Source organism: Leptothoe sp. ISB3NOV94-8A (assembly GCF_043421595.1).
GTDB lineage: Bacteria > Cyanobacteriota > Cyanobacteriia > Phormidesmidales > Phormidesmidaceae > Leptothoe > Leptothoe turfae.
Genome location: NZ_JAXSQW010000001.1, coordinates 4,444,697 through 4,459,756, shown reverse-complemented (window position 1 = coordinate 4,459,756; position 15,060 = coordinate 4,444,697). Strand labels below are relative to the sequence as shown.

13 protein-coding genes and 1 pseudogene are annotated in these 15,060 nt (G+C 49.1%); 5 read left to right on the top strand and 9 right to left on the bottom strand.

Annotated elements, in window-relative coordinates; all coding sequences use genetic code 11:
* The first annotated feature begins 297 nt into the window (after positions 1 to 297).
* Complete coding sequence (locus SPB21_RS18880) at positions 298 to 2,049, top strand: DUF3747 domain-containing protein (RefSeq protein WP_499867407.1); 1,752 nt, start codon at positions 298 to 300, stop codon at positions 2,047 to 2,049.
* A gap of 30 nt (positions 2,050 to 2,079) precedes the next feature.
* Here the strand turns inward: SPB21_RS18880 and SPB21_RS18875 are convergent, their stop codons facing one another.
* From SPB21_RS18875 to def, 6 genes are all read right to left on the bottom strand, one after another.
* Positions 2,080 to 2,562 carry a hypothetical protein gene (locus tag SPB21_RS18875; RefSeq protein WP_163662022.1) on the bottom strand — a complete coding sequence of 161 codons (483 nt, stop codon included), beginning with the start codon at positions 2,560 to 2,562 and terminating at the stop codon, positions 2,080 to 2,082.
* A 216-nt stretch (positions 2,563 to 2,778) separates the two neighbouring features.
* Positions 2,779 to 4,011, bottom strand: a complete 1,233-nt coding sequence (locus SPB21_RS18870; RefSeq protein WP_163703015.1) for an FAD-dependent monooxygenase — start codon at positions 4,009 to 4,011, stop codon at positions 2,779 to 2,781.
* 48 nt (positions 4,012 to 4,059) lie between these two features.
* On the bottom strand, positions 4,060 to 4,503 hold the full coding sequence (locus tag SPB21_RS18865; RefSeq protein WP_163662018.1) for a DUF29 domain-containing protein: 444 nt from the start codon (positions 4,501 to 4,503) through the stop codon (positions 4,060 to 4,062).
* Positions 4,504 to 4,556: 53 nt separating this feature from the next.
* Entirely contained in the window at positions 4,557 to 5,546 is a 990-nt protein-coding gene (locus SPB21_RS18860; protein ID WP_163662017.1) for a methyltransferase domain-containing protein, read from the bottom strand.
* A gap of 146 nt (positions 5,547 to 5,692) precedes the next feature.
* Positions 5,693 to 5,893, bottom strand: a complete 201-nt coding sequence (locus SPB21_RS18855) for a hypothetical protein (RefSeq protein WP_006515953.1) — start codon at positions 5,891 to 5,893, stop codon at positions 5,693 to 5,695.
* An 80-nt stretch (positions 5,894 to 5,973) separates the two neighbouring features.
* The gene (gene def / locus SPB21_RS18850) at positions 5,974 to 6,531 is read right to left on the bottom strand and encodes a peptide deformylase (RefSeq protein ID WP_348917902.1); all 558 of its coding nucleotides are present in this window, start codon (positions 6,529 to 6,531) and stop codon (positions 5,974 to 5,976) included.
* A gap of 190 nt (positions 6,532 to 6,721) precedes the next feature.
* Here def and SPB21_RS18845 point away from each other — a divergent pair, with 190 nt between their 5' ends.
* Positions 6,722 to 7,627 carry a cell division protein FtsX gene (locus tag SPB21_RS18845; RefSeq protein ID WP_163662015.1) on the top strand — a complete coding sequence of 302 codons (906 nt, stop codon included), beginning with the start codon at positions 6,722 to 6,724 and terminating at the stop codon, positions 7,625 to 7,627.
* A 92-nt stretch (positions 7,628 to 7,719) separates the two neighbouring features.
* Here the strand turns inward: SPB21_RS18845 and psaC are convergent, their stop codons facing one another.
* Entirely contained in the window at positions 7,720 to 7,965 is a 246-nt protein-coding gene (psaC, locus tag SPB21_RS18840; protein WP_006515950.1) for a photosystem I iron-sulfur center protein PsaC, read from the bottom strand.
* A 423-nt stretch (positions 7,966 to 8,388) separates the two neighbouring features.
* Here psaC and acpP point away from each other — a divergent pair, with 423 nt between their 5' ends.
* From acpP to tkt, 3 genes are all read left to right on the top strand, one after another.
* Positions 8,389 to 8,631 carry an acyl carrier protein gene (acpP, locus tag SPB21_RS18835; protein WP_006515949.1) on the top strand — a complete coding sequence of 81 codons (243 nt, stop codon included), beginning with the start codon at positions 8,389 to 8,391 and terminating at the stop codon, positions 8,629 to 8,631.
* Between the two features lie 66 nt (positions 8,632 to 8,697).
* Entirely contained in the window at positions 8,698 to 9,951 is a 1,254-nt protein-coding gene (gene fabF / locus SPB21_RS18830; RefSeq protein WP_163662013.1) for a beta-ketoacyl-ACP synthase II, read from the top strand.
* Positions 9,952 to 10,458: 507 nt separating this feature from the next.
* On the top strand, positions 10,459 to 12,456 hold the full coding sequence (gene tkt / locus SPB21_RS18825; protein WP_163662011.1) for a transketolase: 1,998 nt from the start codon (positions 10,459 to 10,461) through the stop codon (positions 12,454 to 12,456).
* A gap of 361 nt (positions 12,457 to 12,817) precedes the next feature.
* Here tkt and secG read toward each other — a convergent pair.
* Positions 12,818 to 13,039, bottom strand: a pseudogene (secG, locus tag SPB21_RS18820) (preprotein translocase subunit SecG); the annotation flags it as partial.
* Positions 13,040 to 13,206: 167 nt separating this feature from the next.
* Positions 13,207 to 14,805 (bottom strand): 2,3-bisphosphoglycerate-independent phosphoglycerate mutase, encoded by a 1,599-nt coding sequence (gpmI, locus tag SPB21_RS18815; protein ID WP_499867406.1) that lies wholly within the window; start codon positions 14,803 to 14,805, stop codon positions 13,207 to 13,209.
* Positions 14,806 to 15,060 lie beyond the last annotated feature (255 nt).

The following is a 15,060-nucleotide window of genomic DNA, read 5'->3' as shown; positions in this document are numbered from 1 at the left end:
CTGCTGACTGCATATCCCCAAAGGAAAGGCTGCGCCCAGCTATATTTAATCGGTAGTGTTTAGCTGTGCCAACCCTGAAAGCTCCACATCTCAGTGTTTACAAAGACATGCCCATGTGGGGTTTTTAATCACTTACAATCAAATCTCATTGCGGACAGCTGATGAACTGATATAGTTTCTTACCGAATGGGCAAACTTTCCCGGAAAACTACATAGACACCTGTTAGACGCTAACCTTGTGTTTCCTGTAGCCGCACTTTTAGACACGCTATCTCCTACCCGCGACCCCTTAGGGATATGAAATCACTTCTTCGCCAACTCACCACACTGTCAGCTGTTGCTGCTACTACTGCTTGTAGTGCAGTGCTCACTTTGCCCTCTAACGCATTGGCAGCTCAATTTGGTCAGCAGCCTATTTCAGACGAGCGTGTCGTCGCTGTCGCCGAACCCATAAGCAATGGTCGGTTTTATAAATTGTTGATTATTGAGCAATTGAGCTCTGTCAGACGTTGTTGGCAAGAGGAAGGCAGCAATCCGACGACAATTAATCCCCTGTTGCTAAACTTTGATTTCTCAGGGATTTGTGGCCGTAGTTCTGACAGCAATGGATATTCTGTACGTATTGGCGGAGAAGATTTAGGGTCTCGCTATCGTCTGCAAGTGGAGAAGCAAGGGGATAGTTTGGTGCTGGTCGCCTCCCCGAGTCCGTTACAACGAGGGTTGCCACGGCTAGAGTTGGGGCGCTCTAATGGGAGTGCGAATGATTTTGTCAAAATTGAGTTAGATCCAGGGTGGACGATGACCCGACGGGTCTATAACGGCCAGCTTCTCGGTCACACTTACATCACCAATAATCAATCCTTAGATGCTGTGATTGCAGCGGTAGGGGCTGAGCCCCCTGCTCCTCGGCCCTCCACGCCTGCGCCTAGACCGCTGCCGACGCCCCCCGTTAATCGACCATTACCCCGACCCGGTACGCCTGCCCCCGGCAATGGGTCTAATGTTGATTACCAGGTGATTGTGCCAGGCGGTTCTGCGATTTTGCGATCGCGTGTAAATTCCGTTGAGCCTGGTGCGTTTCGCACTACGGTGGATGGCCGAGCGGTGATTCAGGCTGGCCGTTTTCGTGAGCGGGCGCGGGCTAATGAGTTACGTCAACGGTTGGTGCAAGCCGGTCTGTCAGCACAAATTGTAGAAGCCGGTCGCTCAGATGGTCCCAGCACGCCTGCGCCCACCACCCCTGCTGGCAATGTGGTTTACCAGGTAATTGTGCCGGGGGGCTCTACAGTTTTGCGAACGCGCGTAAACTCCGTTGAGCCTGGTGCGTTTCGCACGACGGTAAATGGTCAGACGGTGATTCAGGCCGGTCGTTTTCGTGAACAACGCCGGGCGAATCAGCTACTGCAGCGTCTGCAAGATTCAGGGTTGGATGCTCGCATTGTGCAAACAACGGGAACTGTGGCAACTCCTCCTAGCCGACCCTCTCCAGGACCCGCCACGCCATCTGCAGGGCGCGGAGAAGTACTGATCATGATCGATCCAGGGCACGGTGGCCGTGATCCTGGTGCCGTCGGTCGAAATGGTCTATTAGAAAAAGAAATTAATACCTTTATTGCGCGTCGTCTTCAACGTACCTTAGAACAGCGAGGCTATCGTGCTGCGTTAACCCGTACCCAAGATGTAGAACTCGACCTGCAGCCACGGGTGGATATCGCTGAGCGGGCCAATGCAACGATATTTGTCAGCATTCACGCCAACGCCATTAGTCTCAGTCGTCCCGAGGTGAATGGTCTAGAGACTTACTATTATTCGTCAGGTCGTAACCTGGCGCGGGCAATCCACAGCAGTGTTCTACGCGGTACCGATCTTCGCGATCGCGGTGTCCGCCAGGCCCGCTTCTATGTGTTGCGCAATACCTCCATGCCTGCGGTACTGGTGGAAACTGGGTTTGTTACCGGCAGTGAGGATGCAGCTCGTTTTCAAAGTACTGCCGCCCGCGAACAGATTGCCGATGCGATCGCCCAGGGGATTATTGATTACTTACGCTGATATTGCCAGTGCCAGGGTAGTGAGGGCAGTTTAAAATGTGGGGTCATGGGTGTGATCTACACATTCTTCTCGGGTCCAGACTCCTCCATTTTTTTCGCAGGTATTTTGCCCTTTGCGGAAGGGTAAAACCGTTGGGTGAACTGACGCTTTCTCGATGGGCAGAGTGGCCTTGGTGTAGGCGGCAATTTGATAGTCATAGCGAAATTTCATTAAGCCGACCATACTACCCATGCCGATCATGCTAGCCATCAGGCAGAGTGCCGGTGCCAGCAAGCTTTGATTGAGCCGTTTTTTACTCCGCTTGCGACCGGCTGTGAGCGATAGGCAAAAAGGCCCCAATGCCGTTCTAAAAATCGTTTTTTGTTGCCGTTCTCGCAGTACGCTTTGGATCGCTACCATTTGTTGTGGCGTAATGCTGTGACGATGCTCTGCCGGAATTCGATGGAGAATCTTAAGGGCTAAATCACAGGGTACTTGTCCAGGCAGACTAGGGTTTTGCTGGGAGGTTGGCATGGGTGATATTACAAAAAGTATGCAGTACTTATGTGCTGTCTGTACATATTTATACATAAGTTTTCTCCGTGGTCTCCTCACTAAAACTACCGAAGTTTCCATGAGGTTTATGTGAACCCTGCATATGTTCTGCTAGTGGCCTGATATCTACATCTGAAACACCACAAAAGTCCAAGGTCACGGGGTTAGGTGTAACAAAATGCACGATGCACCGTCCTACTCCACTGTGTGAGCTTGATGCCCTATGAGCTGAACGGATTGAGAGCCATAGCGTAAGTCATGCTGGCGATTTAACCAGGTTTGTTGCACCCACGACAGCTTGCCAATGATAGGTAAAATCTGTTGAGCAATGGCTAACTTCCAAGGAGAAGATCGCACCACTTTGAGGCCATTGGCTTCGCGAAGCTGTAAGGTTTGCGATCGCACCACTTCTGGCAATCGTTCTTGCTGAATTGTTGCCAAGGCTTCATCTACTTTTTCATCACTTTTGTGGAGAGCTGGCACCAGATGGTTCGTCGCCACAATGGCATCCCGCAGCGCTAAATTAATCCCTTGAGCTCGCACTGGAGACATGGGATGGGCCGCATCTCCCAATAGCAAAGCCCCCGGCACCCACCACTGTGGACATTTGCCCACCACCACGTTCAGTCTTACCGGTTCGCTGACAGAATCGCGGTGGGCGAGTACATGCTCAGCCAACCAATCGGGAGCAGAGGCAGCGGCCAGACTGAGCCAATCTGCATCCCCTAATTGTTGCAATCCCCCCTTGGGCAAAATTAACCCGTACTGTAGTTGACCGTCCCAGGAGGTGTAACAACTGGCCGGATGCTGCTGAGATTTCGCCATCAAATAAAACTGGCAGGTGTGTTGCAATCGCTCCGGGGGCGGTAGCTTAAACCACAGGACGTCGTACTGATCAGGCTGTAGGTCAATGGTTAATCCAGCTTTACGGCGCACCAATGAACCGCGACCGTCACAGCCAATGACTAAATCAGCTCTAATGTCTGAGGACGTATTATTTGTTTTAATCCGCACCCCAACAACGCGATTCTCTTCCCACAGTAAATCCTGTACCTGGCAGCCCGCTTTAAACTCAAAGCCCTCATGCCCAGCAGCTTCATCCACAATGCCCTGTAATAAAGCAGGTTGAGAAACAATACTCAGGGACTGTTCTCCTAAGTCAGGCTCAGGAATCACAAAAACCTCGTTACCACCCAGATGAATATGCCAAGACTCAAGCCGACGATGGGGCACCTTAGTGAGCATTGTTGTGAGCCCCATCTGTTTCAGTGCGTCCATGCCTACAGGCATCAACCCTTCACCTCGAAAAACTCGTTCGAAGGTGGTATCTTTTTCCAACAATGTGACATGAATGCCATTGCGAACCAGCAACAGCGCTAAACTGGTACCCGCTGGCCCTGCACCAACAATAATGACGCGTTTAGTCATAACTTTGATATCAGTTTGGTTGTGGTACTGCGCTTATAAAATCGAACTTTATTCGGGTAACCAGTCGGAAGACACAAGTTGCTCAAGTAGATAGGGGCATTTTTCTGGAAATGAAGTTAATGCCTTGTTAGTTTCCTGGGCTGCATCTCGGCGTGCTCGTCGGTAATACTTCTGACGCCATTCAGCATTATTGACAAACTGCTGCAAACTCGGTGCGTCTTCTAGGCAATCTTGGATGCTATCCCGACAATTGGTGATTGTTATTTGCCAGCTGGCCGTGCGGCGTTCAGGTTGATACTGCCATTTCAGCAGATGCATCATGAGTACCCTAAGATAGCTACCCAGTTCCCGTTGTTCACTACGCCCCAAATCTTCCAGTTCCTCTATTAGATTTTCAATATCTAAGTCTGACCAACGACCATGACGCAAAGAGTCAATCTGTTCTTGGGTCCATTGCAGAAAATCTTGACTATGGAGTGTTGATTTGCCCATGGCGTTTTACCCAAAAACGTTCGAGTTCTGATCTCTTATTTTATGGGTAGTCATTAATGATTTGCAGTCAGTGTCTTGGGTTCTACATCTGTAGAAAATGCCTGTACCTCGGCTCTAACAGCCCGAAACATGCCAAAACGACACAGGCCCGCTCCAAAAGCCAAACGCATTAACAAGATAGTGGGCACCTCGCGTAGGGATTTAATCAGCCCTGAAAACCCAAAGCGGATAAGACCTTGGGGACGAACAATACCTTGCCAAACTGAAGCCAACCAGGAGGGCAAGGTTTCCTGGGTCCAATCTGCGGTTACAACAGTGTCTTGCACCATGCCGGTTGCTTCTAAGTTTTCGGCAAAGCCTTCAATGCTGGCAAAAGCAGGATGAGACCACTGGTCTAGTAACTGTCGCATCACTGGTTTTTCCCAGACATTTAACGGCACCTGACGATCGTCTCGCTGGTTCCAGTCTGCCAAGACTAAAATACCGCCGGGTTTTAGTACCCGCATCAATTCTCGGGCAAACATCGCTTTATCGGGCATATGGGGGCCTGCTTCCACTGACCACACCACATCAAAGCTGGCATCTGGAAACGATAGCGCCATGGCATCATCAATTTTGAACTGGGCAGTGACGCCTGCGGGTGTCAGCTGTTGAGCTCGCATCACCTGTTGAGGGCTAATCGTGACACCCGTAACATCAAACTGATATTCCTTGGCCAAAATCCGACTACTGCCACCGATACCGCAGCCCACATCCAACAATGTAGTCCCAGGGGCTAGTCGATCCAAACCTCCCCAGGCCACCATTTCATGCACAAAATCTGCCTTGGCCTTTAGAAAATCCTTAGATCGCGCTGGTGAACCGTAATGCCCCAGATGAATATGCTCACCCCAGTAAAACTCTAAGATGCCGTCTTCAGTCCACTGGTCATAGGAGTTTGCTACAGAATCTGAGGACTGATAACGCCGGGCAGTCAAAAGATAGGCAACCACACCAAGCACTGATAGGGCCAACAGCAGCTTGATTAAAAACAGTAGATTCATGGGTGAAAGCGGAGATGTAAATAGCTGTAGTTAGGTTTGATTTTGCGATTCCAGACAATCAATCAAACCTTAGAAACGATACATTCCTTTACATCTTACTCCGTAGAGTTCTCCTGTGCTGCGTTGGACCGTAGAATCACAATCGCCTACCACTGTTGATTTTCCCGAGTATCCTTAACGGCAGCCATAAAGAAAATAACGGTAATGGGGATGCTTAAGGCCAACACGATACTGGTTGGAACCACACCCAAGTCAGGTTCACCATAGGCAAGCTCAAATACAGACCCGACGCCGGCAATGGCAGTGATACATGTGCCGGCTAGAAACAAACCACTTTTAGGGGTCACAGTTTTCTCCTGATAATGAAAAATGAGGCTTTAAAGGATATTGCTCTTAGTGGCGTTGTATGAAACGCCTCTACATATTCCTAGGCAACCTTCCTAACATCATTAGCAGAAAATCCGCCCTTCTGAAGTTCCTGGGCTAAGGCAATGGCATTATCAACCCGGTCAACAAACATGACTCCGTTGAGGTGATCCATCTCGTGTTGAATCACACGAGCTAAGAGATCATCAGCTTTAATCTTTTGAGGACGACCGTTTTCGTCTTTATAACTCACTTCAATGGCCGCTGGACGAATGACATCTAGAAAAACGCCGGGAATGCTGAGACAGCCTTCCTGACCACAGGCCATTTCCTTGCTGTTGCGAGTGATCTTAGGGTTGATCAATATTAGCGGTTTGTTAGCGGCCTCTTCAGGGTCCGTATCAACCACTAAAATCTGCTTATGAATGCCAACTTGAGGGGCGGCTAGACCAATGCCATCTTCGCTATACATGGTCTGTAGCATCTGGTGGGCTAAATCACGAATGCCGTCATCTACTTTAGCAACGCGTTTGGTTGCTTTTCTGAGCACCCGATCTCCCAAATAGTGCAGCTCAAGAGGCGGATTTTTTAACTTTTCTTTGCTGACTGAAATACCCACGATTAAATTGATTAGGCTGATGGATCTAACCCTATCCTAGCAAGTAGGACTTCACCTCGTGTATGTGTACGGGGCTATGAACGCAAAAGCCTTTGAGATAATGGTTTAATCAGGCTGTTTGTGTCTTTGCATTGTGTTCCCAAAATCGTTATTAACTGTGATTAACTGCGCTCTCAGCGTGTAAGCCAGCATGGGGAAGTTTTTTACTAAAGCAAGCTATTTGTTGCGGGAAACCTTTTTGGGCCTGCAGCGCGGTGGTTGGATGAACTGGGCCGCGGTGAGCACCATTATGGTGTTGTTATTCCTGTTTGGGATTAGTTTGCAGGCAACCTGGCAAGTGGAAAGCTTACTCAATCAATTTGGTAGCCAGCTAGAAATAGCAGTTTATTTGGAAAGCGGTGTTACTGCGGATAGTTTGAGCCCTCGCGTTAGCAGCTTAGCCGAGGTGGCTGAGGTCGTAACGGTTACTAAGGAAGAGGCCTGGACGCAGCTGAGTCAGGAACTCGGAATTACTGATATCTCCGGCGCAACTGAACAGCTGAAAGGTAATCCGCTGGTTGATGAAATCAAGGTGAAGGTACGGTCATCTGAGGCGGTACCTGCTGTGGCCGCTCAGTTAGAAAGTCTGGCTGGGGTGGATGAAGTGTTGTATATCACGGAAGCTGTGCAGCGGCTGACGGAACTGAACCAGGGATTGCAGTATGTCAGTCTCGGTGTGTTGGCAATTTTAAGCTTGACTGCGATCGCAGTTATCACCACCACAATTCGCTTAATTGTCATGGCCCGACGGCGAGAAATCGAAGTAATGCAGCTGGTGGGAGCCACGTCCGTATGGATCTATATGCCCTTCATTTTGCAGGGTATTACTTTTGGTCTGATGGGGGCGTTTATTGCCTGGGCACTCTTGGTCGGTACCCATCAGTCACTACAGCGACTGTCAGCCCAGCAACCTGAATTCCTACAATTTTTAGCTGTTGGACTACAGTTTACGCCGAAACAGTTGCTGCTATTGCCAGCATCCCTCTTTGCCCTAGGTAGCTTGGTGGGATTGCTGGGCAGTTTAGTGGCTGTGCGCAAGTTTGCTGTGCGCGCCTAGTCGGCGGTGCATATTTCCATAAAAAAACTCCTAGCCCATACAGACCAGGAGATGTAAACGTTTCGAGTGAAAGCTGTTATCGAATCTGAAGTCTAGTAAGCCAGACCCATACTCCGAGTAGTCTCAGCACCCAGGTATACACGAATGCTCAAGAAGTCAGTTGGGCAGGCAGTTTCACAGCGCTTGCAGCCAACACAATCTTCAGTGCGAGGGGAAGAGGCGATTTGACCAGCTTTGCAGCCATCCCAGGGCACCATTTCAAGTACATCTGTTGGGCAAGCCCGAACACACTGAGTGCAACCAATGCAGGTATCGTAAATCTTGACCGAATGAGACATCGAAGGAATGCTCCAAATATTATTAAATGGTTTCAGCTATATAGCAGTTTGGCTATGACCTTGAATGCAAACAATCGCCTAAAAAGCGTTCAAAAAGATAGATAAATCACAATTCAGCGACGTTTGTTTACATTAGTCCAAACTAGCCAGAAGAGTTCTCCAATCAAGTTTCAGTCTATCAGTGCCATTTTTAGCGAACGGGGCAACATGTCAAAAGTTTATGGATTGTAATATTGTTAGGCTTCTGTCTTTGCCAGCCATAGGTTACCTAAAATGCGACCACTGTATGCCCATGTAGGGCGCACGCTTTCCTATAAGATGAAAAAATGCCTAAATCTGGACGGACGGTTTGCCATTGTGGCAAGGTCCGGTCTGGGGCTAGGGTATGTTCTTTGCTGCCGCTGAAAAGGAAATTTGGAGATTATGGCTGACGACATTTTAGGAAAGGTTCAGAAGATTGTATCTGAGCAGCTAGGTGTAGATGTAGCTGAGGTCAAGCCTGAGGCCAGTTTCGCCAACGATCTAGGTGCTGATTCCTTAGACACCGTGGAGCTTGTAATGGCTCTCGAAGAAGAGTTTGATATTGAGATCCCAGATGAGGCTGCTGAGGGCATTGGCACAGTTCAGGCCGCTGTCGACTTCATTCAAGAAAAGTCGCCTGCATGAGCGCCCCTGTCTGTTTGAAAATCTGTTTTTTAATGCCTTGGGACCGTCCCCCTTGTGTCGATGACCATGACAAGTACTGAAAAAAAACGCGTTGTGATTACAGGGATGGGGGCTATTACTCCCATCGGTAATACTCTAGAGGCCTATTGGCAAGGATTGCTGGCTGGCAAAAGCGGCATTGGGCCGATCACATTATTTGATGCATCGAAGCACAAATGCCGCATTGCAGGTGAGGTTAAAGGGTTTGATCCACTAGAGTATCTGGATGCTAAGGATGCTAAGCGGACTGATCGATTTGCCCAGTTTGCGATCTCAGCTAGCAAGCAGGCCTTAGCCAATGCCGATCTCACCATTACTGATCTCAACGCCGAGCAAGTGGGTGTCATGATTGGGACTGGGGTGGGCGGCCTCAAGGTTATGGAAGAACAACAGGCTGTCTACCTAAATAAAGGGCCCAATCGTTGCAGTCCGTTTATGGTGCCTATGATGATTGCCAACATGGCAGCAGGCTTAACAGCTATTCATACCGGTGCAAAAGGCCCCAATTCTTGTGCTGTGACTGCCTGTGCAGCTGGCTCTAATGCCATTGGCGATGCGTTTCGTATTGTCCAAAATGGCTATGCCCAAGCCATGATCTGCGGCGGCACTGAAGCTGCCATTACGCCCTTGTCGTTTGCTGGGTTTGCCTCAGCTCGGGCGTTATCTACACGCAACGACGATCCGGATCATGCTAGTCGCCCGTTTGACAAAGGTCGTGATGGTTTTGTGATGGGTGAGGGGGCTGGCATTTTAATTTTAGAGGAGCTAGACCATGCCCTCAGTCGAGGTGCTCGCATTTATGCTGAAATGGTGGGCTACGGCATGACCTGTGATGCCTACCACATGACTGCGCCAGTCCCCGGTGGTGCTGGTGCTGCCCGTTCTATGGAACTAGCCCTGAAGGATGCAGAAATTTCTCCTTCAGACGTAAGCTACGTTAACGCCCATGGGACAAGTACTCCTGCTAACGATCCCACTGAAACGGCAGCTATTAAGACTGCGTTGGGCGATCATGCAAAACAAATACTGGTGAGTTCTACGAAATCAATGACCGGGCATTTGTTAGGGGGGTCTGGCGGTATTGAGGGTGTGGCAGCTTGTATGGCTGTGGCCAACGACCACGTTCCTCCCACCATTAATCTGCAAGATCCAGATGATGAGTGTGATTTAGACTACGTGCCCAATCAGAGCCGTGCCCATACGGTAGATGTGGCGATGTCTAATTCATTTGGCTTTGGCGGTCACAACGTTACTCTGGTTTTTCGCAAGTATCGTAGCTAGTGCTACAGCTTGGTAGGTATAATGACCTAACAGGAAACATTAATTAAAACGAAAGGTTTGCTTATTTCATATAAGCTGCCACTCGTATCTGAGCATATTTAACTTAACCAATGGATATGCTCAATATTACGGTATAGGCTTAGGCCAGTGGCTCTCCTTGGACCAGGTTGAGGTAGTTAGCTCGTATGCTTAGTCAGCTGCAGCGAGCTTCTGTCACAATCAGCGTTTCAGGTGAGCGGCTAAGTGTCTGCTCCAGCCTGTTGTCTGTGAAAATGTTTTTGCCCCGTGGTTATGTGCTCAGGGGTGAAGGCTTGAGCTATTGCGTTCAGCTTTCTTCCGCTGTGGTGCACAGCTGCGTAGATTACGTACCTATCCGTTTTTAGCACATGCTTTGGCGTGTTGGGGTTACCCATCTGAGAGCTCCGAATCTCTATCACCATCAGCAAAGGTGCGTTCGTCTGCTTTGTTCACACCTGGACTGTACCGTCGTTAACTACTTGGAAGACTATGGCTGTCGCAACCCAATCTCTTGAAACGCAGTGTATAAATGCCATTCGGTTCTTGGCCATTGATGCCGTTGAAAAGGCAAAATCTGGTCATCCTGGTTTGCCCATGGGAGCTGCGCCAATGGCGTTTGTTCTTTGGGATCAGTTTATGCGCTTTAATCCCAAAAACCCCCAGTGGTTCAACCGCGATCGCTTCGTGCTGTCTGCAGGACATGGTTGCATGCTGCAGTATGCTCTGTTGCATCTCACAGGTTACGACAGTGTCAAGATTGAGGACATTAAGAATTTCCGGCAGTGGGGCGCAACCACTCCTGGGCACCCTGAGAATTTTGAGACCCCCGGTGTTGAAGTTACCACGGGGCCTCTAGGGCAAGGTATTTGTAATGGCGTGGGTCTGGCCATGGCGGAGGCTCACCTGGCAGCTCGCTTTAACAAGCCTGACTCCACATTGGTTGACCATTATACCTATGTAATTTTGGGCGATGGCTGCAACATGGAGGGTGTCTCCGGTGAAGCCTGCTCTTTAGCCGGTCACCTAGGTTTGGGTAAACTCATCGCTTTTTATGACGACAATCATATTTCCATTGATGGTTCTACCGATATCGCTTTCACTGAAGATGTGAGCAAGCGTTTCGAGGCCTACGGCTGGCACGTATTGCATGTGGAAGATGGCAATACTGATTTAGAAGCCATTGCCAAAGCGATTGAAGAAGCCAAGAAGGTAACTGACAAGCCCACCATGATCAAGGTGACTACCACCATTGGTTATGGTTCTCCTAACAAGGCTGATACATCTGGAGTCCATGGTGCTGCTTTGGGTGGTGACGAGATTGCGCTAACTCGTGAAAACTTGGGTTGGGACCACGCTCCTTTTGAGATTCCTGAGGATGTGTTAGGCCGTTTTCGTCAGGCAGTTGAGAAAGGCGCTAGTGCAGAAGCTGAGTGGAATCAGACATTGGCAACTTACCGTACTAAGTACGCTACAGAAGCTGCTGAGTTTGAGCGCATGCTCAAGGGTGAACTACCTGCAAACTGGGCTGATGCACTGCCTACTTACGCCCCCGGTGATAAGGCTATTGCCACCCGTAAGACCTCTGAAGCGACATTGAATGCGTTAGCACCTGCTGTGCCTGAGCTAGTGGGGGGGTCTGCTGACCTGGCTAAGTCCAACAATACCCTGATGAAGATCTCCGGTGATTTTCAGAAGGGAGCCTATGAAAACCGCAACCTACGTTTCGGTGTACGTGAGCATGGTATGGGCGCTATCTGTAATGGTATTGCGCTGCACAACTCGGGTCTGATTCCCTACTGTGCAACATTCCTGGTATTTGCTGATTACATGCGCGCGGCTATCCGTTTATCGGCTTTAGCTGAAGCGGGTGTTCTGTATGTGATGACCCACGATTCCATCGCATTGGGTGAAGATGGTCCCACCCACCAGCCAGTGGAAACGGTTGCTTCCCTGCGGGCAATTCCTAACCTTTATGTGATTCGTCCTGCGGATGGTAATGAGACATCCGGTGCTTACAAGGTTGCGATCGCTAGTCGTAAGACTCCCACACTGATGGCCTTCTCTCGTCAGAATCTACCTCAGCTAGAAGGTAGTTCCATCGATGGTGTAGCCAAGGGTGCCTATGTCCTTTCCGATGACGAGGGTGCTGACCTACTGTTAATCGGAACCGGTAGTGAAGTTTCCCTCTGTTTAGAAGCCGCTAAGCAACTACGTTCCGAAGGCAAGAAAGTCCGCGTTGTTTCCATGCCCTGCTGGGAACTTTTTGAAGCTCAAGATGCAGCCTATAAGGAGTCCGTTCTACCCAAGGCAATCACCAAGCGCCTGGTTGTAGAAGCTGGTATCGAAATGGGTTGGGGTAAGTACTACGGTGCTGAAGGTGACATGATCAGTGTTGATCGCTTTGGTGCATCTGCTCCCGGTGGACGCATTATGCAAGAGTTCGGCTACACGGTTGAGAATGTCATTGCTCGTGCCAAGGCTCTTTAATCTGTAGAAGATTTCCTGAGGGCATCCTGTCCTGGGTGCTGCATCCTGGACAGACTGACTCACCCAGGAACCTCAAAGGGCGCTTAACTGACTCCTTTAAACAAGAAATGCCTTAGAAACCTTGGTTTCTAAGGCATTTCTTGTTTAGTCTAAGAAATATAGCTTGGCGCACATAGTTCACAACTATGAGTGTAAGTGAGCGCTGACAGCTATAAAAAAATAGCCCCTATTCTGTAGCTGCATCGGCAGGGGCTTCAGGAGAACCTAGTTCAGATGGAATGGTATCAGCTGCGGGAGCTGGGGCTGTTTCTTCAATGGGAAGACTGTCTACGGAGGGAGATAGTTCAGATACCGTACTACCTAGCCAGCCAGCACTCAAAATTACCGTAATTCCCATAAACAAGATTGTCAGGAGCCAGGTAGCACGATTTAGAGCCGTTTCAGCACTCTTAGTACTCGTAAACATCTGAGCTTGTCCCCCTAAAGCTCCAAGGCCATCACCTTTTGGGCTGTGAAACAGCACCAAAATGATCAATCCAATGGCAGACACTAGCCATACCACCTGTAAAACCGATAATACCATTTCAATTTTCTAGCCTGACTGTTCCGTAAATTCATATTTGTTGAGTTTAAGAATACACTCTTAAACCCCAGCATCAAACCATGGTACCGCAGGTAATGGCACCATGACGAGCCATCTAATCCACCCCAAAAGTTCAGGTTGATGATAGATTGTATCTGGAAATACAGTTAACGAGATACTTTGACCGGTGTGCGGTTACGCTTCACATCAACACGAGCCGGTTCAAGCATAGACTTACCTGTCATTTCCTCAGGTTGGGTTAGTTGCAGAATTTCCAAGATAGTTGGTGCAACATCCGCCAGGCAACCATTTTCTCGCAACTCTACTTCGCAACCGCGACCTGGAATCTTCAAACGCTCACCTTCGACCAAAATAAACGGAACTGGATTAGTTGTGTGGGCTGTCCAAGGTCTGCCCTCGTCATCCCACATATATTCAGCATTACCATGGTCGGCAATGATAATAGTTGTTCCTCCAGCTTGACCTACGGCATCGAGCAATCGACCTAGCTGTACATCAACTGACTCAAGGGCCTGAATAGTGGCTTCCATATTGCCAGTATGGCCAACCATATCTGGGTTAGCGTAGTTGATCACTACCAGACCATACTTATTTTTGTTGATCGCTGTGATTGCTGTATCAGTAACGGCCTTCGCTGACATGGCTGGAGCCTTGTCATAGGTTGCGACCTGGGGACTGGCGACTAGCTCACGGTCTTCTCCCTCAAAGGGATCTTCACGACCCCCATTAAAGAAGTAAGTGACATGGGCATATTTCTCAGTTTCAGCGGTGCGGAACTGCTTGATCCCATGGTTAGCAACCACTTCCCCCAGAATATTGCTCAGGTTTTGAGGCTCAAAAGCAATCTGCACAGGTAATGACCCATCATACTGAGTCATGGTGACAAAGTGGAGCGGGGCAATTAGCTGTCTTTCAAACCCTTCAAACTTAGGAGCGACAAACGCTTGAGTTAGCTGACGTGCCCGATCTGGACGGAAGTTAAAGAACACAACACCATCATTGGCTGCCAAAGTTCCAGATGATAAACGGACTGGTTCGATAAACTCATCAGTGATGCCTTCAGTGTAAGAAGCCTGGATTGCTTCTAGGGCTGTAAGTCCATTGCCAGCGCCTGAACTTGTCATCACTCTGTATACCTTTTCCACACGATCCCACCGATGGTCGCGATCCATCGCGTAATACCGTCCGCTTAAGGTAACAATCCGACCGATCCCGCTCTGTTCCAGATGGTCTTGCAATTTGCCAATAGCGTATTGCCCTGCAGTAGGCTGGGTATCACGACCATCGGTAATTGCATGAATGCAGATCTCTTGGATATCTTGTGCCTTTGCCATATCCACTAGGCCTAGCAAGTGGTCCAGGTGTGAATGTACACCTCCCTCCGAACAAAGACCGATTAAATGAAGCTTGCCGCCGTTATAACGGACTTTTTGGCATACATCCAGAAGAGCCTGATTTTCTTGAATTGAGCCATCGTCGACGGCATCAGAAATGCGCACAAGCTCCTGAGGCACAATGCGACCTGCACCGATGTTTAAATGCCCCACTTCAGAGTTGCCCATTTGGCCATCAGGTAACCCCACCTGTTTACCTGATGTTTGAATTAAGGTATGTGGATAGGCGGTCCAAAGACTATCGATAACAGGGGTCCTTGCATTGCGAATTGCATTGCCATTGTCCTCATTGCGATGTCCCCATCCATCCAGGATGACGAGAACCATTGGAGAAACAGACTCCTGCGCCATACTTACAATTCCTTCTTCCGACTGTGAACGACTGTGCCTTTTGCCTAGCGAGATCATATCACTCGCCCTTTCTCAAATATTAAGGTTTTCTTAACATTTCTTTCTCGTACAAAAGTATAGCTTGTTAGGCGGCTAGCAAAAACCTACTGTCAGTGCAAGACCTAACTGCTCTGGCGTATATTCTGAGACTGCTTAACTACATTTTGGTATCAACAGCTTCCTAATATTTTAGCTATTGATCAGAGTATTATCGCT